The organism is Streptomyces sp. CA-106110 (assembly GCF_050936285.1).
Lineage (GTDB): Bacteria > Actinomycetota > Actinomycetes > Streptomycetales > Streptomycetaceae > Streptomyces.
The window spans coordinates 5,500,060-5,523,571 of record NZ_JBNJNB010000001.1; the positions used below are offsets into that span (position 1 = coordinate 5,500,060).

Here is a 23,512-nt window from a genome sequence, read left to right on the forward strand (position 1 = left end):
AAATCGCTTTACCCCGCATGGGATACTGGCTGCGTCTGAACTATTCGCACGAGGAGAACGGCACCCACATCCATGGCCTCGGTCACGTCCCTCACCGCTTCCGTCCACCAGCGCCTCGCGAACGCCCTCTCGGCCACCCTGCCGGAGGCCGCCGACGCGGACCCGCTGCTGCGACGAAGCGACCGGGCGGACTTCCAGGCCAACGGGATCCTGGCGCTCGCGAAGAAGGCGAAGGCGAACCCGCGCGAGCTGGCGACCCAGGTCGTGGACAAGGTCGTCACCGGTGACGTGATCAAGGACGTCGAGGTCTCCGGCCCCGGCTTCCTCAACATCACGGTCACCGACAAGGCGATCACCGAGAACCTCGCCGCCCGCGCCTCCGACACCGAGGGCCGCCTCGGCGTGCCGTACGCGGAGAACCCGGGCACCACGGTCATCGACTACGCCCAGCCGAACGTGGCCAAGGAGATGCACGTCGGCCATCTGCGCTCGGCGGTGATCGGCGACTCCGTGCTCAAGCTCCTGGAGTTCACCGGCGAGACGGTGATCCGCCGCCATCACATCGGCGACTGGGGCACCCAGTTCGGCATGCTCATCCAGTACCTGGACGAGCACCCGCACGAGCTGGACCACAGGGCCGCCGAGGTCACCGGCGAAGAGGCGATGTCGAACCTCGACCGGCTCTACAAGGCGGCCCGCAGGCTCTTCGACTCCGACGAGGAGTTCAAGACGCGTGCCCGCCGCCGGGTGGTCGACCTCCAGGCCGGGGACCCGCACACCGTCGCCATGTGGCAGAAGTTCGTCGACGAGTCGAAGATCTACTTCTTCTCGGTCTTCGAGAAGCTGGACATGGAGATCCGGGACCCCGACATCGTCGGCGAGTCGGGCTACAACGACATGCTCGCGGAGACGTGCCGCCTCCTGGAGGACTCCGGTGTCGCGGTCCGCTCCGAGGGTGCGCTGTGCGTCTTCTTCGACGACGTCAAGGGCCCTGACGGCAATCCGGTCCCGCTCATCGTCCAGAAGTCGGACGGCGGCTACGGCTACGCGGCCACGGACCTGTCCGCGATCCGCGACCGTGTCTTCAACCTGAAGGCGAACTCGATCATCTACGTCGTGGACGCCCGTCAGTCGCTGCACTTCAAGATGGTCTTCGAGACCGCGCGGCGGGCCGGCTGGCTGAACGACGACGTGAAGGCGTACCAGCTCGCCTTCGGCACGGTCCTCGGCAAGGACGGCAAGCCGTTCAAGACCCGTGAGGGCGAGACGGTCCGCCTGGTCGACCTGCTGGACGAGGCGATCGACCGGGCCTCCGCGGTCGTTCGGGAGAAGGCACAGGACCTGTCCGCGGAGGAGATCGCCGAGCGCGGGGCCCAGGTGGGCATCGGCGCGGTGAAGTACGCGGACCTGTCGACATCGGCGAGCCGTGACTACAAGTTCGACCTCGACCAGATGGTGTCGCTGAACGGCGACACGTCCGTCTACCTCCAGTACGCCTACGCCCGTATCCAGTCGATCCTGCGCAAGGCCGGCGAGGTACGCCCGGCCGCGCACCCCGAGCTCGAACTGACCGAGGCCGAGCGCGCCCTGGGCCTGCACGCCGACCAGTTCGCGGAGAACGTGGCCGAGGCCGCGCGGGAGTACGCCCCGCACAAGATGACCGCGTACCTGTACCAGTTGGCGTCGCTGTACACGTCCTTCTACGACAAGTGCCCGGTCCTGAAGGCCGAGACGCCGGAGCAGGTGGAGAACCGACTCTTCCTGTGCGACGTCACGGCCCGCACCCTGCACGCGGGCATGACGCTGCTGGGCATCAGGACGCCCGAGCGGCTCTGATCCCGTTGCGTGACGCGGCCCCGCCGGACACTCCCGGCGGGGCCGCGTTCGTTTCCGGGCCGCCTACGGCACCAGAGTCCCGCCGCACAGGGCGCCCCGGCCGCGAACACCGGCTCGGGCTCCGGCTCGTCGGCGGCGAAGGGCTCGCACACCGCGTCCCGCACGGGTACGGGGACCGGCAAGGACACCACGGGCCGCGCGTCCGGCTCGGGTACGGGCCACGGGACCACGAGCACGACGCCCGTCCTCTGCAACGGCGCCAACACCCAGGTCACCGCCCAGGTGGTGTCCCGCCCCCTCGACCACATGCTGATCACCGTCAAGAACACCGGCTCCCGGCCGTGCGACCTGACGTACTTCCCCTTCCTGCGGTTCGACGAGATGCAGTGGGCGCCCGGGGCGGGTCCGGCTACGCGGGCGTGCGACTCTCCGCCGCCGACGGCAGCGGAGAGAACGGAACCACGGGCCACAAACTGACCGTCATCTTCCAGGGGCGCACCCCGCGCAGCGACGCGGGCCCCACGGCCACCGTGAAGCTGCCCGCCAAGGGCGTGTACTACGACAGCAAGCTGACCGCGACGTACTGGCAGTCCAGCGCGACCGACGCCCTCAGGTGACGTCCCCAGGTGGTGCGGAAGCGAACTCGCACCACACCACCTTGCCGAGCTCCCGCTCGCCGACACCCCACTTGTCGGCGAGCGCGGAGACCAGCAGCAGCCCGCGCCCGCCCTCGTCACCGTCGTCGGCCTTGTCGACGAGGTGTGGGACGCCACCCCCGCTGTCGTGCACCTCCACCCGCAGCAAGGCACCGTCGTACCGCAGGAAGAGGCGGAAGTGGCGGCCGGGCGGCACCCCGTGCAGCAGCGCGTTGGTCGCCAGCTCGCTCACGCACAGCAGCACGTCCTCGCTGCGCCCGGCTTCGGCGAGGCCCCAGCCCGCCAGCGTCTCCTGGGCGAACCGCCGGGCGGCGGGGACGGCTCGGCGTTCGCGCCGGAAGAACCTCTCGCGCAGGGGCGGGAGTTGGATCGTCTCGTTCACAGGACGAGTGTCGCGGAGAGTGACTACCGTGGATCACTGAGTGAGCCCGTACAGATTTTTTGTACGGGTTCGTTCGGGGTCGCGTACGGGCGGGCGTGGGGAGTTGGTCCAGCATGAACTCCAGGAAGCTTCCACAGAAGAAGAACCTCTCGGCCATGAAGATGCTGGGGGTCCAGCTGGGCACCGCACGCCGTGCGGCGGGCCTCACTCAACGAGCCCTCGGGGAACGGCTGATGCTCGACGAGGAGACGATCGCCTCGATCGAACAGGGGAGGCGTCCGCTGAAGCCGGACCTGGCGGCGTTGCTGGATGAACTTCTGGGGACAAAAGGGTTGTTATCGGTCGGAGTGGAGAACCTGCCGGAGATCGACCAGTTTCCGATGTGGGCCGAGCTGTACGTCCAGCACGAGCGTGAGGCCATCGCTCTCTCCTGGTTCGACGCGACCGTTCTGCCGGGCCTCCTGCAAACCGAGGCGTACGCCCGGGCCGTATTACGCGAACGCGTACCCGCGTACAACGAGGACGAGGTCGAGACCCGCACGGCGGCCCGCATCGAGCGTCAGGAGATCCTGCACCGCAAGGTTCCGCCGACGCTGAGCTTCATCGTTTGGGAGCCGGTGCTGTACCTGGGAATCGGCGGCCGGAGGGTGCAACTGGAGCAGCTTCGCCACCTCCGGACGGTCGCGGAACTGCCGGGCCTTGCAATCCAGTTCCTCCCGATGCGCAGCCCCCACCACGCAGGGCTCGACGGCCCCTTCACCCTCCTGGAGACCCCGGATCACCAGCACCTCGCGTACACCGAGTCCCAACGCGGCAGCCAGTGGGTCTCCGGTCCGGATGAGGTGTCCTTCCTGGCGCGCAAATATGCGATGCTGCGGACACAGGCCCTGACCACTCAGGATTCCCGGGACCTGCTCGACCGCCTACTAGGAGAGAAATGAGCACCGAAGCTCTTCAGTGGTTCAAGTCGTCCTACAGCGGTAGCGAAGGCGGCGCCTGCCTCGAAGTCGCCCACGCGTGGCGCAAGTCCAGCTACAGCGGCAGTGAAGGCGGCCAGTGCGTAGAAGTCGCCGCCTGTCCGCACACCGTTCACATCCGCGACTCCAAGAACCCCACCGGCCCCGTCTTCACCGTCTCTCCGGAGGCCTGGGCCGCGTTCACCGACTACGCGGCCCGCTAGGGGCGCTGTCAGAGGCTGGCCCTACAGTCACTGGCATGGCGACACTTCCCAATCCGCTGCCCCAGCTGGCGGCCGATCCGAGCGGGCGCGCGCTCGGGCTTGAACTCCCGCCCGGGAGACTGATCGACGCCACGGACGAGGGTCCGTGGCACGAGCCGCTGCTGTGGCATGCCGGACGCACCGCGTCCTCCGGCAACTGGGCCCGGCTGGGCTCACCCGGGGCGCGGGCGGGGCTCCTTCCGGTGCTCGTCGACGTCGGCGGCACCCAGGGCGGCCCCGAGGAATGGGAGTTGATGCCGGGCGAGATGTCGTACCCCGGGGATCATGACGCCGAGGAGGTGCTGGCCGACTTCTGGGGCGACGACGACACCAACGGCGAATTCGACGAGATGCTCGCCCCCTTCGGCCCGGAGTGGCCCGGTCTCGCCGCCGCGCCCCGGCTGGAAGCCGACCCCGACGCACGCGCGGCGGAGGTCGCGGACTCCCTCCTGGACGAGGGTTCCTGGTTCAAGGAGGCGCGCCTCGCCCTGGTTCCGGCCCGTCGCTCGGCCGACATACCCGCGGCGATCGGCTGGAGCGGGCCCCTGAACCACGAGAACGACACGGCCCGCATCTGTTCCGTCCTCCGCTCCTGGGAGGACCGCTTCGGCATACGGGTCGTCGCGCTCACCTTCGACCAGCTCGTCCTGTCCGTCGCCGCCCCGCCGACCACGCAGGCCGAAGCCGAGGCGGTGGCCGCCGAGCACTTCGCCTTCTGCCCGGACAACATCGCCCAGGGGCACCACGAGACGCTCCAGGAGTACGCCGCGCACGAGATCGTGGGCCGGCGGATCTGGTCCTTCTGGTGGGACTGAGCCGCCTGCCCCGCCGTATCCCCTCCGGGCTGTAGGCGACGAAGCGTTCCGGTCAGGCCCGCCGGGGGCCGTCGAGCACGGCGTCCCCGGCGGCCGCGGTGCGCGGCGGCGACCCCGTCGGCGTCGAAGGGCCCCGGAAGCCGTCAGTCCGCCTACGCGGCCCGGGGTCCCATGGGTACGCCGCTCGAAAACAGCTCTTTCGGGCACTTCCGGGATATAACTGCCTCATACAACAACCCTGTTTGGCCCTGCGGACGACCGTCGCCGGGTCCTAGCATGCGGCCCATGCTGCCGAGCGTGGACATGATCGACGAGTTGGACGCGATGCTCTCGGACGAGGCGGTGCTGCGCCCGGCCGCCCTGGACCTGCTCGACCGACTGGGGCTCGTCGGACTGCCGGTGCGGCGCTTCGACGAGGGCTCCCTGCCCGTGTACGCGGTCGGGGGCGACCTGGTCCTGAAGCTGTATCCGCGCTTCGAGACGACGAAAGCCATCCGAGAGGCACGGGTGCTGTCCCACCTCTGGGGGCAACTGTCGCTTCCCACACCCCGGTTGCACGCGACCGACGAGTACGGCAACGGCTGGCGGTTCGTGCTGATGTCCCGGCTGCCCGGGCTGAGTGTCGCCGAGGCCTGGCCGAGGCTCACGGCGGCGGAGCAGGACCGGATCGTGTCGGAGTCGGCCCGGACGCTGGCCTCGCTGCACGCGATGGACTTCAAGCCGCTGACGGATGTCGTGGGACCGACGGACTGGGCCTCGTTCCTGCGCCGCCGGCGCGCCGGGACGCTCGAGCACCACCGGGCCAAGGGGGTGACCGAGCCCTGGCTCGACCGGATCCCCGAGTTCCTGGACTCCGTCCCGCTGCCCGCCACCACCGGACTCGCGCTGCTGCACACCGAGTTCATGCGCGAGCACCTGACCATCGACATGCGCGACGGCCGCAGGCTGACCGGGCTGTTCGACTTCGAGCCGGCGATGATCGGCGATCCGGCCTACGACTTCGCGAGCGTGGGCCTGTTCGTCACCCGTGCCGACCCGCGCCAGTTCCGCCGTTTCCACGCGGCCTACGGACGCGCCCCGTACGACCCCCGGCAGCTGCTCGCGTACACGCTGCTGCACGTGTACAGCGACTTGCCCCTGTATCTGCACGAGCTCCCGTCTCCGGCCGAACCACACCTGGACGCACTCGCCGAGAGGTGGTTCGGCACGGAGGGGTGAGCGCGGCCCGGCCCGGCTAGACCTTCCGGGCGGTGGCCACGTACACGTTGATGTCCGCGTCGGTGACGTCGCTGATGTCGCGGTAGCGGACCTTCTCGATGTCGTCGAGGGTGGCGAGCTGCGCCGGGTCGACATGCTCGGGCTGGGGCGCCGCGCCGTCCTGGTGCCAGTGGTGGACCGGGACGACGCCCGGCTCGTCCAGGGTGACGCCGGGAGTCTCGGTGAAGAACCGCGCGACCTTGTCCTTGGAGCGCAGGACGAAGGTGAAGCCGCGCTCGGTGTAGGTGCGCTGGACCGCGCGGATGTTCTCCGGGTTGAGGTCCTCGGTGAGGTGGCTGAGCACGAGCCGGCTGCCGGAGGGCAGCGCCTCCACCAGTTCGCGCACGATCGGGTAGGCCTGCTCGTCCTCGACGAAGTGCAGGACCGCCACCAGCACCAGCGCGACGGGCTGGTCGAAGTCCAGGGTCTTCGCGGCCTGTTCGAGGATCTCGGCGGGTGCGGCGAGGTCGGCGTCGACGTAGTCCGTACGCCCCTCGGGCCCGCTGGTGAGCAGGGCGCGGGCGTGCGCGAGGACGACCGGGTCGTTGTCCACGTAGACGACCCGCGAGTCGGGGGTGATGTGCTGGGCGATCTGGTGGACGTTCTGCGCGGTCGGCAGGCCGGTGCCGATGTCGAGGAACTGCCGGATGCCATCCTGCTCGGCGAGCCGGGTCACCGCGCGGCGCAGGAAGTCACGGTTGTGCCGGACGTCGAGGTAGCCGCGCGGGTTGGCGGCGAGTGCGGCGGCGGCCGCCGCGCGGTCCACCGGGTAGTTGTCCTTGCCCCCGAGGAAGACGTCGTAGACGCGTGCCGGGTGGGCCTTGGTGGTGTCGATCCGCTTACGCAGCTCGGCCGGGTCACGGCTGAGGGCATCGCCGGGCATGGACGTCTCCCTGGTGGTCGGCGTAGGACTCGGTCATTGAAGGGGCAACCAAAGATGTGGTCAACAACCTAACTCCTGTGGCGAGTTGGAAGTGCCCGGACCGCCGGGGACGGAGACTCGGGACGCCTCCTGCGTCCCGTCCCGGTTTCCCGGCGGACGGCGTTTCCCCACGTCAGGGCGCACATCGCGATCCGGGCGTCCCGAAAACCGCGGCGGATGTGGCGGCCGGGCTCCCGCAGCGGCCAAGCTGTCCGGTAGCGAGGCTTCCGCTCCCGGTGACCGGTCGAGCGGCCGCGCCACCCCCCCAGTTCCTGACGTCGAAGGGCCGACCCATGTCTGCTCGCACCACCGGTACCGCCCGTGCCTTCCGAACTCGTCTGCTCGCCGCCACGGCCGTGCTCGCCGCCCTGGGACTCACGGCATGCCAGAACGGGGAGGGCGTACGGGACGAGGGACCGTCCTCGGAGTCGACCCTCTCCGACGGCCCGGTCCGCGGCGCCGGGGGCCCCGGCACGGCGGCCCCCTGCTCGGGCGGCCACACCAGGACGACGGCGACCCCGGTCTCCCGCCCCACGGACCATCTGCTTCTGACGGTCACCAACACGGGCGCCACGAACTGCACGTTGACCGGCTACCCGAAGGCCCGCTTCGGCGGAGCGGACTCCTCGGCGCCGCCCGCGCGGGAGACGCGACCGCGCTCCGCCGTCACGCTCTCTCCCGGCGCATCGGCCTACGCGGGCGTGCTCCTGTCGGCGGCGGACGGCACCGGCGGACACGGCCGCACGGTGAAGACCCTCACGGTCGCCCTTCCCGACGGCCACACCGTCCACCCGGCGCTCCCGGGCGAGGGCGTGCACGTCGACGACAAGGTGACCGTCACGTACTGGCTCTCGAACCGAGAGGCGGCCCTGACGTACTGACCGGCGGGCGTCAGCGCAGGGTGCGGGCGACCTCGGTGGCCCAGTAGGTCAGGATGTTGCGGGCACCGGCCCGCTTGATGCCGGTCAGGGACTCGATGATTGCCCGGTCGCGGTCGATCCAGCCCTTCTCGGCCGCGGCCTCGATCATCGCGTACTCACCGGAGATCTGGTACGCGGCCACCGGCACGTCGACCGCGTCCGCGACCCTCGCCAGGATGTCGAGGTAGGGCCCGGCCGGCTTGACCATCACCATGTCGGCGCCCTCCTCCAGGTCGAGAGCGAGTTCCCGCAGGGACTCGCGCCAGTTGGCGGGGTCCTGCTGGTACGTCTTGCGGTCGCCCTCCAGGGACGAGGCGACGGCCTCCCGGAACGGCCCGTAGAAGGCGGAGGAGTACTTGGCGGTGTAGGCGAGGATCGCGACGTCCTCGCGCCCGATCTGGTCGAGCGCGTCCCGGACGACGCCGATCTGGCCGTCCATCATGCCGCTGGGCCCGACGACATGGGCACCGGCGTCGGCCTGCACCTGCGCCATCTCGGCGTACCGCTCCAGGGTGGCGTCGTTGTCCACGCGCCCCTCGGCGTCGAGCACACCGCAGTGCCCGTGGTCGGTGAACTCGTCCAGGCACAGATCGGACATGACGAGCAGGTCGTCGCCGACCTCGGCCCGGACATCGCGCAGGGCGACCTGCAGAATCCCGTCCGGGTCGGTGCCCGTCGTCCCGACGGCGTCCTTCTTCGACTCCTCGGGCACGCCGAAGAGCATGATCCCGGAGATCCCGGCCTCCACCGCCTCCGCGGCGGCCTTCTTCAGGCTGTCCCGGGTGTGCTGCACGACGCCGGGCATGGACGCGACCGGCACCGGCTCACTCACACCCTCCCGCACGAACGCCGGGAGGATGAAGTCGGCCGGGTGCAGCCGCGTCTCGGCGACCATGCGACGCATGGTGGGTGTGGCACGCAGCCGCCGGGGACGGGAACCGGGGAAGGATCCGTACTTCGTCATGCTCTCTACGCTACGCCCGGCCCAGGGGTCCTTTTGCCGACGTGGTGTCGACCGGTGCGGACGTATCGGAGGCATGAGCCATCGAGCGGAACTCTCGCAGTTTCCGGGTGCCCAGGCCCTCGTCTGCAGCACCGTGCAGAGCGATGACGACACGAACTGCGCCGGCCCGGCACCCGGCTGTGAGGACTGAACGCCGGTCCAGCGCGAAAAACCCCTCCGACCGCATGTCGCGGTCGGAGGGGTGGGGAACTGTTCGTTTTCGGATGTACAGGAGCGTGCGTGGGTGTGCAGGAGCATGTACTGGCTGGTGGTGTTGCAGCGCGCACACGTCGTATGGCGGGCACTGATGTCAGTGCCCGGCCGTACCGTTCTTCCTGTTGCCGATCAAGCGTGATGGAGGGAGTACATCGATGCGTGGTGAGTCGTTGCGCACGATCGCTGCTCCCTTCGTGGCCGTCGGCCCGTCGGGCGTGACGATCCGGACCCGTCTGGGCCACTTGAGCGCCACCGACGAGGAGGTGTTGCGCCTGGTGGGCGCGCATCTGGGCTCGCTGGCCGCAAGAGATCTCAAACGCCGGTGCGCCGACGGTCTGGAGCACTCCACTCATACGTGGGCGGGGCGCAAGCGGGCCCTGACGGAGGAGTCTTCGTCGCGTTGGGCCGGGAGTATCACCAAGGCCACGCACGATCAGTGGGCGCTGGCAAGGCGTGCCCAAAGCGCGCACATTCAAAACCTTCAGGCGGGCGTGCGGACGATCGCGCACCGCCTGTCCCTTCCGATCGGCGGGAAGGGAAAGGGGCGGGCGCCTGGCGGCTACCGCAGCGCACGAGAGTGGTTCGCCAAGTCCCGGCGCCTGCGGGTCCTTCGCGACCGGCTGGGTGCCGAGCAGGCCGACCACGCCGTGGGCCGGGTCCGGGTTGTGCGCGGCGGGAAGCGGCTCGCGCGCAACCGGCACCACCTGCACGCCGCCCAGCTCACGCAGGCCCAGTGGCGGCAACGTTGGGAAGCATCGCGCTGGTTCCTCCAAGCGGACGGGGAATCGGGCAAGCGGTTCGGCAACGAGACGATCCGCGTCACGCCCGAGGGCGACGTGTCCCTGAAACTGCCTGCTCCGCTCGCCCACCTGGCCAACGCCCCGCATGGCCGGTATACGCTCACCGGCGCTGCCCTCTTCCACCACCGCAGTGACGAGTGGGCCGACCGCATCACCACGAACCGGGCCGTGGCCTACCGCATCCACTACGACACAGACCGCTCCCGCTGGTACCTCACCGCCTCCTGGACCATCCCACCCATCAAGACCGTCCCCCTGTCCCACGCCCGCACAGGCGGCCTGATCGGTGCCGATACGAACGCCGACCATCTGGCCGCCTGGCGGCTGGACGAGCACGGCAATCCATGCGGTCGACCGCGCCGGTTCGTCTACGACCTGTCCGGCACCGCGGACCATCGTGATGCCCAGGTACGGCATGCACTGATCCGGCTCCTGCACTGGGCCCAACGCCACGGCCTGTCGATCGCGATCGAAGACCTCGACTTCACCGCGGACAAGACCCGGGAGAGGCACGGGCGCCAGAAGCGGTTCAGGCAGGTGATCTCCGGCATGCCGGTATCCAAGCTGCGGGCCCGGCTCGTCAGCATGGCGGCCGAACTCGGCATCACCATCATCGCCGTGGACCCCGCCTACACCAGCAGGTGGGGCGCCCAGCACTGGCAAAAACCCCTCACCCACACGACCAGGAAAACCACCCGTCACGATGCCGCGAGCATCGCGATCGGCAGGCGCGCCCTGGGGCACCGCATCCGGCGACGGACGGCACCGCCCCCACACGACCAGAGCGATCGTGTGGGGCATCGGACCGCCCAGGCCGGACACGGCACCCCAGGGCGTGAGGGAACCCGCCCCCGCATCCCCGGACCACGGACACGATCCGTGTCGCCGGACGCGGCGCGAACGCGGGCGACCAGTGCATCCACCACCGTTCGGGATGCGCCAGTTGACCAGGATTGGGTACAAGACTCACTCCTGCTCACTGATTAAGAACGGTTCTTTCGCGTCCGGTCGCTTTCGGCCCGGCAGTGGCTCAGGTCGTCGTACGACGCCGCCGCGCACCCGGCCGCCGCTCGCTCGGCCGCGTCACCGGATCCCCGGCCTCGTGGGCGGCGGTGCGCCGCCTCAGGCCGAAGTCCGCGAGCGCCTCCGCCAGCGCGTGTACGGAGGGCTCCGGAGCCATGACGTCGACGCGCAGGCCGTGTTCCTCCGCCGTCTTCGCCGTGGCGGGGCCGATGCAGGCGATCACCGTCACGTTGTGCGGCTTGCCCGCGATGCCCACCAGGTTCCGGACCGTCGAGGAGGACGTGAACAGGACCGCGTCGAAGCCGCCGCCCTTGATCGCCTCGCGGGTCTCGACCGGCGGCGGCGAGGCGCGGACCGTCCGGTACGCGGTGACGTCGTCGACCTCCCAGCCCAGCTCGATCAGCCCGGCCACCAGGGTCTCCGTGGCGATGTCGGCGCGCGGGAGGAACACACGGTCGATCGGGTCGAACACCGGGTCGTACGGCGGCCAGTCCTCCAGAAGGCCGGCCGCGGACTGCTCGCCGCTCGGGATCAGGTCCGGCTTCACGCCGAAGGCCACCAGCGCCTTCGCCGTCTGCTCGCCGACCGCGGCCACCTTGATGCCCGCGAAGGCGCGCGCGTCGAGGCCGTACTCCTCGAACTTCTCGCGGACCGCCTTCACCGCGTTGACCGACGTGAACGCGATCCACTCGTAGCGGCCTGTCACCAGACCCTTGACCGCGCGCTCCATCTGCTGGGGCGTGCGCGGCGGCTCGACGGCGATCGTCGGCACCTCGTGCGGCACTGCCCCGTACGACCGCAGCTGGTTGGAGAGCGAGACCGCCTGCTCCTTCGTACGCGGGACGAGGACCTTCCAGCCGAACAGCGGCTTGTTCTCGAACCACGACAGCTGGTCGCGCTGGGCCGCGGAGGAACGCTCACCGACCACGGCTATCACCGGACGCCCGCCCTCGGGGGACGGCAGGACCTTCGCCTGCTTGAGCGTCTGCGCGATCGAGCCGAGTGTCGCGGTCCAGGTGCGCTGCCGGGTCGTCGTACCGGCGACGGTCACCGTCAGCGGCGTGTCCGGCTTGCGGCCCGCGGCCACCAGCTCACCCGCGGCGGCGGCCACCGAGTCCAGCGTCGTGGAGACCACGACGGTGCCGTCGGAGGCGCCGATCTCGGTCCAGCAGCGGTCCGTAGCGGTCCGCGCGTCCACGAACCGTACGTCGGTGCCCTGCGCGTCCCGCAGCGGCACACCCGCGTACGCGGGCACGCCGACGGCGGTCGCGACGCCGGGCACGACCTCGAACGGGACGCCCGCGGCGGCGCACGCCAGCATCTCTCCGGTGGCGTACGAGTCCATGCCGGGGTCGCCGGTCACCGCACGGACGACCCGCCTGCCGCCCCGCGCAGCCTCCATGACAAGATGTGCCGCATCCCTGAACGCGGGGACGCCAGCGGCTGTTGACTCGCCGTCAACGACCGCTAGCTGAGGCGTGCCCGTGCCCGGATACGTACCCGTGGCGGGGTCCGGGTCCGTGTTCACGACGGCGACGCCTGCTCTGGCATGTGTGCGCACCACGTCGAGCGCCTCGTGCTCGCCGACGAGCACGTCCGCGTTCGCCAGCGCCTCCACGGCGCGCAGGGTGAGTAGTCCCGGATCCCCGGGTCCGGCACCGAGGAAGGTGACGTACCCGTGTTCAAGGCCGGCGGGAAGGGTGGTGGGGCTCAATGTGCTCGCTCCCCCATCAGACCGGCCGCGCCCTTGGCAAGCATCTCGGCGGCGAGTTCGCGACCGAGCGCCATTGCCTGGTCGTGCGTCTCGGGCACGGGACCGGTGGTGGACAGCTGCACCAGCGCCTGGCCGTCGGGGGTGCCGACGACGCCGCGCAGGCGCATTTCTTGGACAATCTGCCCGTCGGCCAACAGGTCGGCCAGCGCGCCCACAGGGGCGCTGCAACCGGCCTCCAGGGCGGCGAGCAGGGACCGCTCGGCGGTCACGGCGGCCCGGGTGAACGGGTCGTCGAGCTCGGCGAGCGCCGCGATCAGGTCCGCGTTGTCCGCGGTGCACTCGATCGCCAGTGCCCCCTGGCCGGGGGCGGGCAAAACCGTGTCGACCGACAGGAAGTCGGTCGCTTCGTCGATCCGGCCGATGCGGTTCAGTCCGGCCGCGGCGAGGACCACGGCGTCCAGCTCGCCGCTGCGGACGTAGCCGATCCGCGTGTCGATGTTGCCGCGGATCGGGACCGTCTCGATGTCGAGGTCGTGGCCGCGCGCGTACGCGTTCAGCTGCGCCATACGGCGCGGCGAACCGGTGCCGATGCGCGCGCCGCGGGGCAGGTCGGTGAACTTCAGGGCGTCGCGCGCCACCACCACGTCACGCGGGTCCTCGCGTACGGGCACCGCGGCCAGCGCCAGCTCCTGCGGCTGCGTGGTCGGCAGGTCCTTGAGGGAGTGCACCGCGAGGTCGACCTCGCCCCTGATCAGGGCGTCGCGCAGCGCGGTCACGAACACACCGGTGCCGCCGATCTGGGCGAGGTGCTCACGGGAGGTGTCGCCGTACGTCGTAATCTCCACGAGCTCCACCGGCCGTCCGGTGACCCGGCGCACGGCGTCCGCGACCTGTCCGGACTGGGCCATGGCGAGTTTGCTGCGCCTGGTCCCGAGCCTCAGTGCCTCTTCTCGGTGTGTGACGTGCGCCTGCGGCTCACGTGGCTCACTCATGCTCGCCCTCGGTTCTTGGCGTTCTCGGTGTTCTCGGTGCTGTCGGCGTCCTCGGCCCGGGAGACGGAGGCGACCGTCTCGGGGTCCAGGTCGAACAGGGTGCGCAGCGCGTCCGCGTATCCGGCGCCGCCGGGCTCGGCGGCCAGCTGCTTGACCCGTACGGTCGGCGCGTGCAGCAGCTTGTCGACGACGCGCCGCACGGTCTGGGTGATCTCGGCCCGGTGCTTGTCGTCCAGGCCCGGCAGCCGCCCCTCCAGGCGCGCGATCTCGTTCGCCACCACGTCGGCGGCCATCGAGCGCAGCGCGACCACGGTTGGCGTGATGTGCGCCGCGCGCTGGGCGGCGCCGAACGCGGTGACCTCGTCGGAGACGATCCGCCGCACCTGATCGACGTCGGCGGCCATCGGCGCGTCGGCGGAGGCCTCGGCGAGGGACTCGATGTCGACCAGCCGTACCCCGGGCAGCCGGTGCACGGCCGCGTCGACGTCCCGCGGCATCGCGAGGTCGAGGATGGACAGCACGGGCGCGGGGCGGGGGGCCGGCACGACGGGTTCGGGGCGGCGGCGCTCGGGGATCCGGCCGACGGTGGCCGCGGTCGCGGCCAGCGCGGTGATGACCTCGGCCTCGGTCTCCGGGTCGAGCACTGCGCTGCCGGTCGGACGGCCGCTGCGCTCCTTGTCGCCCTTGTCGACCCAGGCCGCGTGCTGCTCCAGCTCGGCGGCTCGCATCCCGGCGACGGCGGCCTCGCCGAGCACCGAGAAGCCGGCCGTGCCCTGCACGGCGGACAGGTCGAGCGGGCAGCCGTCCTCGGTGCCCAGGCTGGTGGGGGCGAGTTCGTCCCGTGCGGCGGCCTGGCCGGGCATCGACGCCACGGCCGTACGCGCGGCCTGGGCGCCCTGTGCCGGGGCGGCCGGGGTGGCAGGGGCGAGAGGGTCTGAGGGGCCGTCCACGCGTCTCTCGAGCGCCTCAGCGACCGCCTGGGCCGTCAGGACCAGACCCGTCGCGCCGGTGCAGGAGACCACGACATCGGCACGTGTCAGCTCGTCCGGCACCGTGTCCATCGGTACCGCACGTGCCGACACGTCCGTGTCGTCGTCCTCCGTCAGGATCTTCGCCAGACGCTCGGCACGCTCCAGCGTGCGGTTGGCGATCACGATCTCGGCGACCCCGGCGCGTGCGAGGGTCGCGGCGGCCAGCGAGGACATCGAGCCCGCGCCGATCACGAGGGCGCGCTTGCCCGCGGCCCAGGTCTCGACCGGCGCACCGGACGAGAGCTGCTCCAGGCCGAAGGTCACCAGCGACTGACCGGCGCGGTCGATCCCGGTCTCGGAGTGGGCGCGCTTGCCGACCCGCAGCGACTGCTGGAACAGATCGTTCAGCAGCCGTCCGGCGGTGTGCAGCTCCTGCGAGGTGGCCAGGGAGTCCTTGATCTGGCCGAGGATCTGGCCCTCGCCGACGACCATCGAGTCCAGCCCGCAGGCCACCGAGAACAGGTGGTGGACGGCCCGGTCCTCGTAGTGCACGTAGAGGTGGGGGGTCAGCTCGTCGAGACCGACCCCGCTGTGCTGGGCGAGCAGGGTGGACAGCTCGGCGACACCCGCGTGGAACTTGTCCACGTCGGCGTACAGCTCGATGCGGTTGCAGGTGGCGAGCACCGCGGCCTCGTCCGCCGGCTCGGCGGCGACCGTGTCCTGAAGCAGCTTGGCCTGGGCGTCCGAGGCCAGCGCGGCCCGCTCGAGGACGCTGACCGGAGCGCTGCGGTGGCTCAGCCCGACGACGAGGAGACTCATGCCGGCATCACGGCGGGAAAGTCCCCGTCGGGTCCCTGGTCGGCGGAGTCCGCGGCGGTGGCCGGCAGGCCGTCGGGAAGGGCCTCCTCGCCGGCCTTGCGCTGCTCGTGGAAGGCGAGGATCTGCAGCTCGATGGAGAGATCGACCTTGCGCACGTCGACGCCGTCCGGGACGGACAGCACGGTCGGCGCGAAGTTCAGGATGGAGGTCACACCCGCGGCCACCAGACGGTCGCAGACCTGCTGGGCGGCCCCCGCAGGGGTGGCGATGACGCCGATAGAGACGCCGTTCTCCTCGATGATCTTTTCCAGGTCGTCGGCGTGCTGCACCGGAATGCCGGCGACCGGCTTTCCGGCCATCGACGGGTCGGCGTCGATGAGCGCGGCGACCCGGAAGCCCCGGGAGGCGAACCCTCCGTAATTGGCCAGCGCCGCGCCCAGATTACCGATACCGACGATCACAACCGGCCAGTCCTGGGTCAGCCCCAGCTCACGGGAGATCTGGTACACGAGATACTCGACGTCGTAACCCACGCCCCGGGTCCCGTAGGAGCCGAGGTAGGAGAAGTCCTTGCGCAGCTTCGCGGAGTTGACCCCCGCGGCCGCGGCCAGCTCCTCGGAGGAGACCGTGGGTACCGAGCGCTCCGACAGTGCGGTCAGGGCTCGGAGGTACAGCGGAAGCCGGGCGACGGTGGCCTCGGGAATCCCTCGGCTGCGGGTCGCCGGTCGGTGAGTTCGGCCAGTTGCCACGGTGCTCCTGCGGGTAGAGCGGGGCTGCAGGCGGTCACACGTCCCTGGACCGCCCCGTCGAATGCAGGCTATGTCTTTGTGAACGCGTGCACAAAGATTGTGTCCGATTTGCCCGGCCAACGTGACCGGGGTCACGCACCCCCGCCGCATGGATGGGGAACCGCCGCGGGGGTGCCGCTGTTCCTTTTCTTCTGGGGGCAAAACCGCCCACTCTCCTCTACGATCCACGCCCCCCGAGACCAGTCGCCGACGATCCTAAGCGACTTTCCCGGCCAGTTGGACTGGTCGGTCAGGTCACGCGGGCACCGGCGGCCCTAGGTCAGGGCCTTGCGCAGCCGCTCCTCGTTCACACGCCAGAAGGTGTGCTGCGCGCCGTCGACCAGCACTACCGGAATCTGCTCCCAGTACTGGCGGTTGAGCTCCTCGTCCTGAGTGATGTCCTTCTGCTCCCAGGCCACGCCGAGCTCGCCGCACACCTTCTCGATGACGGTCTGCGCGTCGTCGCACAGATGGCACCCGGGCTTGCGGATGAGAGTGACGAGCCGGTCACCGGGTTCCTGATCGCTCTTGCGCCGAAAGATGGGCCTCATGTCGGCCATTCTCGCCCCGCCGGGACGAAGAGGGAGCCGGAGCACCACAACCCGACGCACCGGCCGGCGCCTCGACGCCACGCCGATGTAACCGATTCTTTAACGACACGGTCGTGGAGAGTTCACAGCCTCCAAACCTGACGACTCCGGAACCACTGAACAGACTGGCTATGCTCGCGTCATGGCCGCTCTCGGATGGCTCACTCCCCGTAGGCGCTCCGCCACGGCGAGGAGTGTTTTGGCAGGCGAGGCCTCGGCGGAGGCCGCGCGCAAGTCCTCGCAGGACGTCGCCGCACAGGACAAGGACGTCTCCGACCGGGAACCGGACTTCCCGGTCCTCGGCGACGACAAGGCCGCGGCGTTCTTCGACCTGGACAACACCGTGATGCAGGGCGCCGCGTTGTTCCACTTCGGGCGGGGCCTGTACAAGCGGAAGTTCTTCGAGACGCGCGACCTGGCGAAGTTCGCCTGGCAGCAGGCGTGGTTCCGGCTGGCCGGGGTCGAGGACCCCGAGCACATGCAGGACGCCCGCGACTCCGCCCTCTCGATCGTCAAGGGCCACCGCGTCGCCGAGCTGATGTCGATCGGCGAGGAAATCTACGACGAGTACATGGCCGAGCGGATCTGGCCCGGTACGCGGGCGCTGGCGCAGGCGCACCTGGACGCGGGCCAGAAGGTGTGGCTGGTCACGGCTGCCCCGGTGGAGATCGCGACGGTGATCGCTCGCCGCCTCGGCCTCACCGGTGCTCTCGGCACGGTCGCGGAATCGGTCGACGGCGTCTACACGGGCAGGCTGGTGGGCGAGCCGCTGCACGGACCGGCGAAAGCCGAAGCGGTGCGCGCGCTCGCGGTGGCGGAGGGGCTGGACCTCTCGCGCTGCGCCGCGTACAGCGACTCGCACAACGACATCCCGATGCTCTCGCTGGTGGGCCACCCGTACGCGATCAACCCCGACACCAAGCTCCGCAAGCACGCCCGCACCTACGACTGGCGCCTGCGCGACTACCGCACGGCCCGCAAGGCGGCGAAGGTCGGCCTCCCGGCGGCAGCCGGCTTCGGCGCGGTGGCGGGCGGCACGGCAGCGGCCATCGCGCTGCACCGCCGCCGCCGCTGAACGCCTCCACGGCCGACGCTGGAACGGGCACCCACGGCCACCACGGCCCGGGCCTGCCCGGCGACGGTGCCGGACACCCACCCGGCGACCGCTGAAACCGGGGCGGTCGGGGCGCCGCCGTCTTGGCGGCCCGCCACCGTCGGACGCCCGGGCAGGCGGGGGGCCGCCGGCCCGGCCGTCCGACGGGGCTGTTGCGGCACCGCGCCCCGTTCGCGGCCGTGACGGGCGGAGACCAGGGCTTCGCGCACCCGTCGCACGTTTCACTGGTTGGAGTGAGCGCCGGCAGTCGGTCGATCTCACGGCGACGGGTCATGGGCGGGGGCCACTACCCGTCTGTGCGTCGCTCCGAGAGCGATCGCATTCCGACCGTCTTACCCCCGCGCCGCCCCCACCACTCCCCCCATACCGACCCGGCCACAACACGCCCCGTACTGAGTCGAAAGTCGGATCGAACCGGTCAACAATCGGTCACCCTGCGGTACTTGAGCGAGCATCAATCGGTTACAGAAGCAACGTAATCGATGATTTGAGCAACTGGGTGTAGCACTGCCTGTACTAAGCGTTATTCTCCTCAGACGCAAACCGGTACCCCTCCGTCGCTACGAAGGGTGAACGATTCCGCACTGCACGTGATGGAAGCTCTGCCTCTGGGAGTCCCGTGTACCCACACGTCGGGGTTGACGCCTCGGGCCTGGCTACGCTGCGCGCAACGGTCCTCGACCTGTTGCGCGGCTTCGTCCCCACCGCGTACGCCGTCCCCGCCTTTGCCACCGCCGCGCCGATCGGTCTGTGCTACGCACTGGCCGACGGCAGCGCCGCGGTCGGCGGCAGACGGGGCCGCTCCGGCTCGGCGGCCACCACCGCACGCCGACCGACTGCGGACAGTGACAGCGCACGCATGATGGACCTCGTAGAGCGCGCCCAGGCCGGCGAGGCCGATGCGTTCGGGCGCCTGTACGACCAGTACAGCGACACCGTCTATCGCTACATCTACTACCGGGTGGGCGGCAGAGCGACCGCCGAGGACCTCACCAGTGAGACCTTTCTGCGCGCCCTGCGCCGGATCGGCACCTTCACCTGGCAGGGGCGCGACTTCGGCGCCTGGCTCGTCACCATCGCCCGCAACCTGGTGGCGGACCACTTCAAGTCGAGCCGGTTCCGCCTCGAGGTCACCACCGGGGAGATGCTCGACGCCAACGAGGTCGAGCGGTCGCCCGAGGACTCCGTCCTCGAATCCCTCTCGAACGCCGCCCTGCTCGACGCCGTGCGGCGACTCAACCCCCAGCAGCTGGAGTGCGTGACACTCCGCTTCCTCCAGGGCCTCTCCGTCGCCGAGACCGCCCGCGTGATGGGCAAGAACGAGGGCGCGATCAAGACCCTCCAGTACCGGGCCGTCCGCACCCTCGCCCGGCTCCTGCCCGAAGACGCCCGCTGAACCCCGCCGACCACATCGAGCCGTTCCTCCGTCCCCGCCGGGCACAGGCGCCACCCATGTCCGCCGTGCCCGGCCGCACACGTTCCGCCACCTTCAACTTATCTTCCGTGCAGGCATGTTGGATTCGCGGTCCGATCATCTATCGTCCGTAACCCAAGTGCCGAGCCGCTCGTTGTGCGGGATAGAGGCTCCCTGTGGTCACCCCCTGACCGTCCCCCTCCACTCGTTCGTGTGGATGCGGACAGGGCGTGCAACCCTCAGGATCCCCTGGGGAGTCGACCGTCATGACGAGAGGAGGTGCCGCCAGTGATCGCGAACGTATCGGCGCACCGGCGGGCGAACGCCTTCGCCCAGGCCCTGGAGTTCCAGTCCGACGACCGGGGCACGGCGGCCGAGCAGTCCGGAGGATCGGCTCCGGCCCCGGCTGATGCGGAACGGACGGAGCAGGCCCACCTGTTGGGCCTCGCGATCCGTCTCGACGAGCTGCCGAGGCCGACGCTCGATCCCGAGGTGAAGGTCGTCCACCGCGCGCGGCTTGTGGCCGCGATGGAGGCCATGCTGCGGGAGGGCACGGCTCCCGGAGGCGAGGCGGCGGACCCATCGGTGCCCGGTCAGAAGAGGGGCGCGGCTTCCGCGGAAGGCCGGCGGGAGACAGGAGCGCACTCCCACCGGGCCCGGGGGGCGCACCGGGCAAGCCCGCTGGGGAAGTTGCGTCCCCGGACGCGGCTCACCAAGGGCCTCGCCGCGGGCGGACTTAGCGTCGGCGTGGCGGCGGCCTCCTTCGGTGGAGTGGCCGCTGCCAGTAACGACGCGCTGCCCGGTGACTCACTCTACGGCCTCAAACGCGGCATCGAGGACGTCAAACTCGGCATGACCGAGGGGGACAACGACCGCGGGCGGCTCTACCTCGACCAGGCCTCCACCCGGCTGAACGAGGCCCGCCGGCTGATGGAGCGCGGCCGTGACGGCGGCCAGCTCGACCACGAGTCCCTCGGCGAGATCCGCCGCACGCTGTCCGGCATGCAGCACGACGCGTCCGAAGGACACCGCCTGCTGCACGAGGTCTACGAGCGCAACGGCTCACTCGCCGCCATCCAGGCGCTCTCCGCCTTCACCCAGTCCCACCGCGAGGCCTGGGGCGCCCTGCGCGACCGGCTGCCCGTCCAGCTCGGCGACGTCAGTCAGCAGGTGACGTCGGTCTTCGAAGCCCTGGACCAGGAGGTCGCCCCGCTGCAGTCGCTCCTGCCGAATCCCCCGTCCTCGGACGGCACCGGCCGGCACCGGAGCTCCGCTCCGAGCGCCACCGACTCGACCGGCTCGGACGGACCCGCCCCCAGCACCACCAGCGGCTCCGCGACCAGCAGCGACGACAGCGGCAAGCCCCAGCCGTCCTCGTCCAAGAGCGGCAGCGACGGTCTGCTCGGCGGCAACACGGGCGGTTTGCTGGATCCGCCGAAGGACAGCGGCAGCAGTTCGCCGTCGTCGAGCAAGAGCCCGTCGTCCGGACCGAATATGACACTGCCGCCGCTGCTTCCCTGGTGGCTGCCGGGACTAGGCCTCAACAACGAGGAGAGAAAGTAGGGCCACCGCGGCTCCGACGAGAGCGGGGGCGCCCCTGGTCGCAGGGGCGCCCCCGTCGTCGTATCCGCAGCAGCGGGAAGGTGCGAGACGCGGGAGGATCCCGCGGTCAGAAGAACACCGAACGCCGCTGCACCAGCAGCTTGTACAGCGTGTGCTGGATCTGCTCCCTGACCTGGTCCGTCAGGTTGAACATCAGCATCGGGTCCTCCGCGGCCTCCGGCGGATAGCCGTCCGTGGGGATCGGCTCGCCGAACTGGATCGTCCACTTCGTCGGCAGCGGGATCGCCCCCAGCGGACCGAGCCACGGGAACGTCGGAGTGATCGGGAAGTACGGGAAGCCCAGCACCCGGGCCAGGGTCTTCGCGTTGCCGATCATCGGGTAGATCTCCTCCGCCCCGACGATCGAGCACGGAATGATCGGCGTCCCGGTGCGCAGCGCCGTGGAGACGAAGCCGCCACGGCCGAAGCGCTGCAGCTTGTAGCGCTCGCTGAACGGCTTGCCGATGCCCTTGAAGCCCTCCGGCATCACACCGACCACCTCGCCGCGCTCGAGCAGTCGCTCGGCGTCCTCGGCACAGGCCAGGGTGTGACCGGCCTTGCGGGCCAGTTCGTTGACCACCGGCAGCACGAAGACCAAGTCCGCCGCGAGAAGCCGCAGATGCCGACCCGCCGGGTGGTTGTCGTGCACGGCGACCTGCAGCATCAGGCCGTCCAGGGGCAGGGTGCCCGAGTGGTTGGCGACGATCAGCGCGCCGCCCTTGTCCGGGATGTTCTCGACGCCCTTCACCTCGACCCGGAAGTACTTCTCGTACATCGGCCGCAGCAGCGACATCAGGACCTGGTCGGTGAGCTCCTCGTCGTAACCGAAGTCGTCCACCTCGTAGTCGCCGGTCAGACGGCGGCGCAGAAAGGCCAGACCCCCGGCGATGCGTCGCTCCAGGCTCCCTTCCTGGGCGCCGGCGGGCGGCTCTTCCTCGCGCGTCACGGGAACATCATCCTGCGGGATCGCCCTGCCCGGCAGGGGCTGCACCTCACGGACCGCCGCGGGCTCGCTCCCCCTCCGGCTCCCCGCGCCCCGGCGCCGCTGCGGCCGCTGCGCGGCAGCCCCGCGGGACCGGTCGTCGTCGAACGGAATGACCTTGGCATCCGCCATTGTTGATGCGCTCCTCAGTTGGCGCTCTGCGTCGGGGGGTGGCCACCGCCCAGGACGGGCAGCGCGGCGATCCTGTCGATGGCCCCCGCGAGGGCCTCCGGCGGCAGGAGTCCGGGGCCGCGGCTGCGCGCGAAGTCCGCGAACGTCTCCGCGGTCGTGTATTTCGGCTCGTATCCGAGCGTCACACGCATCTGTTCCGTCTCCACCACCCGCCCGTGGGTGAGCAGCCGGATCTGCTCGGGAGAAAAGTCCGTCATGCCCAGAGTACGCATCGCGGAGCCTACCCAGGTGACCGCGGGCAGCAGCAGCGGGGCGGTGGGCCGCCCCAGGCGACGCGCACACTGCGACAGCAGCAGCACCCCGTCCCCGGCCACATTGAACGTGCCGCTGTTGAGGGTGCCCCGCTGCGGCTCGTGCGAGCCGATCCTCAGCACCTCGATCACATCGTCCTCGTGCACGAACTGCAGCCGCGGGTCGTAGCCGAGGACGGTCGGCAGCACGGGCAGCGAGAAGTACGACGCGAGGGGCGAGTCGGCGTTCGGGCCCAGGATGTTGGCGAAGCGCAGCACACAGACCGCGACATCGGGCCTGCGCCGGGCGAAGCCCCGTACATACCCCTCGACCTCGACGGTGTCCTTGGCGAAGCCACCGCTGGGCAGCGACTTGGGCGGGGTCGTCTCGGTGAAGACGGCCGGGTCGCGGGGCGCGGATCCGTACACGTTCGTACTGGACTTCACGACCAGCCGCTTGACCGTCGGGGACTTCTGGCAGGCCCCGAGCAGCTGCATGGTGCCGATGACGTTGGTCTCCTTGACCGTGGCCCGGCTGCCGCTGCCCAGCGGGGTGCCGGTCACGTCCATGTGGACGACCGTGTCGACGGAGTACTCGGCGAGCACCCGGGCGATGGTGGGCTGGCGGATATCGGCCCGGATGAAGTCGGCACTGCCCAGATGGTGCTCGGGCGGGACCGCGTCCACCGCGATGACGCGGTCGACCTCCGGGTCACGCTGGATCCGTCGTACGAACCGGCCACCGAGTCGGCGGGCCACCCCGGTCACAAGCACGACCTTGCCCAAGTTCAGCGCCTCTCTTCCCGTCGCGTCCACTGGGGCGCGCTTCTGCCCGACAGCCTGCCGCGTTCCCCGTATGCCGCCAACTTAGCCGGTTGATGTTGCGCTGTGATGACCACCCGATGCACGAAGTGACGACACGCACGAACGTGCGATCAGAACAAGTCATATGACTGACGGACGTCCGCACGGATCGCCGCGGCCGGGCGGACCCGAGACGACCCCCACCGCGCTCCGGCTGAAGCCGCCCGCCAGGCAAGACAAAGGCCCCCCAC

General features: G+C 70.3%; 21 protein-coding genes. 11 read left to right on the forward strand and 10 right to left on the reverse strand.

What is annotated here, in order from left to right; translation table 11 throughout:
* The first annotated feature begins 72 nt into the window (after nucleotides 1–72).
* Complete coding sequence (gene argS, locus ACQEXA_RS25305; RefSeq protein ID WP_432931080.1) at nucleotides 73–1,836, forward strand: arginine--tRNA ligase; 1,764 nt, start codon at nucleotides 73–75, stop codon at nucleotides 1,834–1,836.
* Nucleotides 1,837–2,222: 386 nt separating this feature from the next.
* Nucleotides 2,223–2,453 carry a hypothetical protein gene (locus tag ACQEXA_RS25310; RefSeq protein ID WP_433134836.1) on the forward strand — a complete coding sequence of 77 codons (231 nt, stop codon included), beginning with the start codon at nucleotides 2,223–2,225 and terminating at the stop codon, nucleotides 2,451–2,453.
* Here the strand turns inward: ACQEXA_RS25310 and ACQEXA_RS25315 are convergent.
* A complete protein-coding gene (locus ACQEXA_RS25315) occupies nucleotides 2,446–2,874 on the reverse strand; it encodes an ATP-binding protein (protein WP_432931074.1) in 429 nt (142 codons plus the stop codon). The genes ACQEXA_RS25310 and ACQEXA_RS25315 overlap by 8 nt on opposite strands.
* Nucleotides 2,875–2,987: 113 nt before the next feature.
* Here ACQEXA_RS25315 and ACQEXA_RS25320 point away from each other — a divergent pair, with 113 nt between their 5' ends.
* The 4 genes from ACQEXA_RS25320 (at nucleotide 2,988) to ACQEXA_RS25335 (ending at nucleotide 6,126) form a co-directional block, all read left to right on the forward strand.
* The gene (locus tag ACQEXA_RS25320; RefSeq protein ID WP_432931072.1) at nucleotides 2,988–3,815 is read left to right on the forward strand and encodes a helix-turn-helix domain-containing protein; all 828 of its coding nucleotides are present in this window, start codon (nucleotides 2,988–2,990) and stop codon (nucleotides 3,813–3,815) included.
* Nucleotides 3,812–4,054 (forward strand): DUF397 domain-containing protein, encoded by a 243-nt coding sequence (locus ACQEXA_RS25325; RefSeq protein ID WP_432931071.1) that lies wholly within the window; start codon nucleotides 3,812–3,814, stop codon nucleotides 4,052–4,054. The genes ACQEXA_RS25320 and ACQEXA_RS25325 overlap by 4 nt, the downstream gene beginning before the upstream one ends.
* A gap of 35 nt (nucleotides 4,055–4,089) precedes the next feature.
* Nucleotides 4,090–4,908, forward strand: coding sequence for a DUF4253 domain-containing protein (locus ACQEXA_RS25330; RefSeq protein ID WP_432931069.1), 819 nt, complete (start codon nucleotides 4,090–4,092; stop codon nucleotides 4,906–4,908).
* Nucleotides 4,909–5,193: 285 nt separating this feature from the next.
* Nucleotides 5,194–6,126 carry a phosphotransferase family protein gene (locus ACQEXA_RS25335; protein WP_432931067.1) on the forward strand — a complete coding sequence of 311 codons (933 nt, stop codon included), beginning with the start codon at nucleotides 5,194–5,196 and terminating at the stop codon, nucleotides 6,124–6,126.
* Nucleotides 6,127–6,142: 16 nt separating this feature from the next.
* Here ACQEXA_RS25335 and ACQEXA_RS25340 read toward each other — a convergent pair whose 3' ends face one another.
* Nucleotides 6,143–7,048, reverse strand: a complete 906-nt coding sequence (locus ACQEXA_RS25340) for an SAM-dependent methyltransferase (RefSeq protein WP_433131096.1) — start codon at nucleotides 7,046–7,048, stop codon at nucleotides 6,143–6,145.
* 332 nt (nucleotides 7,049–7,380) lie between these two features.
* Between ACQEXA_RS25340 and ACQEXA_RS25345 the strand changes: the two genes are divergently transcribed.
* Nucleotides 7,381–7,968, forward strand: a complete 588-nt coding sequence (locus ACQEXA_RS25345; RefSeq protein ID WP_432931063.1) for a DUF4232 domain-containing protein — start codon at nucleotides 7,381–7,383, stop codon at nucleotides 7,966–7,968.
* A gap of 10 nt (nucleotides 7,969–7,978) precedes the next feature.
* On the opposite strand, the gene hemB is transcribed toward ACQEXA_RS25345, so the two are convergent.
* A complete protein-coding gene (gene hemB, locus ACQEXA_RS25350; protein ID WP_432931061.1) occupies nucleotides 7,979–8,971 on the reverse strand; it encodes a porphobilinogen synthase in 993 nt (330 codons plus the stop codon).
* 410 nt (nucleotides 8,972–9,381) lie between these two features.
* Here hemB and ACQEXA_RS25355 point away from each other — a divergent pair, with 410 nt between their 5' ends.
* The gene (locus ACQEXA_RS25355; RefSeq protein ID WP_433131098.1) at nucleotides 9,382–11,013 is read left to right on the forward strand and encodes an IS200/IS605 family accessory protein TnpB-related protein; all 1,632 of its coding nucleotides are present in this window, start codon (nucleotides 9,382–9,384) and stop codon (nucleotides 11,011–11,013) included.
* A 43-nt stretch (nucleotides 11,014–11,056) separates the two neighbouring features.
* Here ACQEXA_RS25355 and ACQEXA_RS25360 read toward each other — a convergent pair whose 3' ends face one another.
* The 5 genes from ACQEXA_RS25360 to ACQEXA_RS25380 form a co-directional block, all read right to left on the reverse strand.
* A complete protein-coding gene (locus ACQEXA_RS25360; protein WP_432931057.1) occupies nucleotides 11,057–12,763 on the reverse strand; it encodes a uroporphyrinogen-III synthase in 1,707 nt (568 codons plus the stop codon).
* Nucleotides 12,760–13,755 carry a hydroxymethylbilane synthase gene (gene hemC / locus ACQEXA_RS25365; RefSeq protein ID WP_432931055.1) on the reverse strand — a complete coding sequence of 332 codons (996 nt, stop codon included), beginning with the start codon at nucleotides 13,753–13,755 and terminating at the stop codon, nucleotides 12,760–12,762. Before hemC ends, ACQEXA_RS25360 begins: the two co-directional genes overlap by 4 nt.
* The gene (locus ACQEXA_RS25370; protein ID WP_432931053.1) at nucleotides 13,752–15,545 is read right to left on the reverse strand and encodes a glutamyl-tRNA reductase; all 1,794 of its coding nucleotides are present in this window, start codon (nucleotides 15,543–15,545) and stop codon (nucleotides 13,752–13,754) included. Before ACQEXA_RS25370 ends, hemC begins: the two co-directional genes overlap by 4 nt.
* A complete protein-coding gene (locus ACQEXA_RS25375; protein ID WP_432931051.1) occupies nucleotides 15,542–16,294 on the reverse strand; it encodes a redox-sensing transcriptional repressor Rex in 753 nt (250 codons plus the stop codon). Before ACQEXA_RS25375 ends, ACQEXA_RS25370 begins: the two co-directional genes overlap by 4 nt.
* A 314-nt stretch (nucleotides 16,295–16,608) precedes the next feature.
* Nucleotides 16,609–16,893: a glutaredoxin family protein gene (locus tag ACQEXA_RS25380; protein WP_432931049.1), complete on the reverse strand. Its 285-nt coding sequence runs from the start codon at nucleotides 16,891–16,893 to the stop codon at nucleotides 16,609–16,611.
* Nucleotides 16,894–17,065: 172 nt separating this feature from the next.
* On the opposite strand from ACQEXA_RS25380, the gene ACQEXA_RS25385 reads away from it, so the two are divergent.
* The 3 genes from ACQEXA_RS25385 (at nucleotide 17,066) to ACQEXA_RS25395 (ending at nucleotide 21,014) form a co-directional block, all read left to right on the forward strand.
* Nucleotides 17,066–17,998: an HAD family hydrolase gene (locus ACQEXA_RS25385; protein ID WP_359405411.1), complete on the forward strand. Its 933-nt coding sequence runs from the start codon at nucleotides 17,066–17,068 to the stop codon at nucleotides 17,996–17,998.
* A 658-nt stretch (nucleotides 17,999–18,656) separates the two neighbouring features.
* Nucleotides 18,657–19,433 (forward strand): ECF subfamily RNA polymerase sigma factor, BldN family, encoded by a 777-nt coding sequence (locus ACQEXA_RS25390; protein ID WP_432931047.1) that lies wholly within the window; start codon nucleotides 18,657–18,659, stop codon nucleotides 19,431–19,433.
* Between the two features lie 306 nt (nucleotides 19,434–19,739).
* Nucleotides 19,740–21,014 carry a DUF5667 domain-containing protein gene (locus ACQEXA_RS25395; protein WP_432931045.1) on the forward strand — a complete coding sequence of 425 codons (1,275 nt, stop codon included), beginning with the start codon at nucleotides 19,740–19,742 and terminating at the stop codon, nucleotides 21,012–21,014.
* 106 nt (nucleotides 21,015–21,120) lie between these two features.
* Here the strand turns inward: ACQEXA_RS25395 and ACQEXA_RS25400 are convergent, their stop codons facing one another.
* Both ACQEXA_RS25400 and ACQEXA_RS25405 read right to left on the reverse strand, forming a co-directional pair.
* Nucleotides 21,121–22,167, reverse strand: coding sequence for a lysophospholipid acyltransferase family protein (locus tag ACQEXA_RS25400; protein ID WP_432931043.1), 1,047 nt, complete (start codon nucleotides 22,165–22,167; stop codon nucleotides 21,121–21,123).
* A gap of 14 nt (nucleotides 22,168–22,181) precedes the next feature.
* Nucleotides 22,182–23,243 (reverse strand): NAD-dependent epimerase/dehydratase family protein, encoded by a 1,062-nt coding sequence (locus tag ACQEXA_RS25405; protein ID WP_359405439.1) that lies wholly within the window; start codon nucleotides 23,241–23,243, stop codon nucleotides 22,182–22,184.
* Between the last annotated feature and the right edge of the window lie 269 nt (nucleotides 23,244–23,512).

What these genes read in the sequence shown, in the direction of transcription:
- argS (WP_432931080.1), top strand. Translation starts at nt 73, where the DNA reads ATGGCCTCGGTCACGTCCCTCACCGCTTCCGTCCACCAGCGCCTCGCG.
- ACQEXA_RS25320 (WP_432931072.1), top strand. Translation starts at nt 2,988, where the DNA reads ATGAACTCCAGGAAGCTTCCACAGAAGAAGAACCTCTCGGCCATGAAG.
- ACQEXA_RS25325 (WP_432931071.1), top strand. Translation starts at nt 3,812, where the DNA reads ATGAGCACCGAAGCTCTTCAGTGGTTCAAGTCGTCCTACAGCGGTAGC.
- ACQEXA_RS25330 (WP_432931069.1), top strand. Translation starts at nt 4,090, where the DNA reads ATGGCGACACTTCCCAATCCGCTGCCCCAGCTGGCGGCCGATCCGAGC.
- ACQEXA_RS25335 (WP_432931067.1), top strand. Translation starts at nt 5,194, where the DNA reads ATGCTGCCGAGCGTGGACATGATCGACGAGTTGGACGCGATGCTCTCG.
- ACQEXA_RS25340 (WP_433131096.1), bottom strand. Translation starts at nt 7,048, where the DNA reads ATGCCCGGCGATGCCCTCAGCCGTGACCCGGCCGAGCTGCGTAAGCGG.
- ACQEXA_RS25345 (WP_432931063.1), top strand. Translation starts at nt 7,381, where the DNA reads ATGTCTGCTCGCACCACCGGTACCGCCCGTGCCTTCCGAACTCGTCTG.
- hemB (WP_432931061.1), bottom strand. Translation starts at nt 8,971, where the DNA reads ATGACGAAGTACGGATCCTTCCCCGGTTCCCGTCCCCGGCGGCTGCGT.
- ACQEXA_RS25355 (WP_433131098.1), top strand. Translation starts at nt 9,382, where the DNA reads ATGCGTGGTGAGTCGTTGCGCACGATCGCTGCTCCCTTCGTGGCCGTC.
- hemC (WP_432931055.1), bottom strand. Translation starts at nt 13,755, where the DNA reads ATGAGTGAGCCACGTGAGCCGCAGGCGCACGTCACACACCGAGAAGAG.
- ACQEXA_RS25370 (WP_432931053.1), bottom strand. Translation starts at nt 15,545, where the DNA reads ATGAGTCTCCTCGTCGTCGGGCTGAGCCACCGCAGCGCTCCGGTCAGC.
- ACQEXA_RS25380 (WP_432931049.1), bottom strand. Translation starts at nt 16,893, where the DNA reads ATGGCCGACATGAGGCCCATCTTTCGGCGCAAGAGCGATCAGGAACCC.
- ACQEXA_RS25385 (WP_359405411.1), top strand. Translation starts at nt 17,066, where the DNA reads ATGGCCGCTCTCGGATGGCTCACTCCCCGTAGGCGCTCCGCCACGGCG.
- ACQEXA_RS25400 (WP_432931043.1), bottom strand. Translation starts at nt 22,167, where the DNA reads ATGGCGGATGCCAAGGTCATTCCGTTCGACGACGACCGGTCCCGCGGG.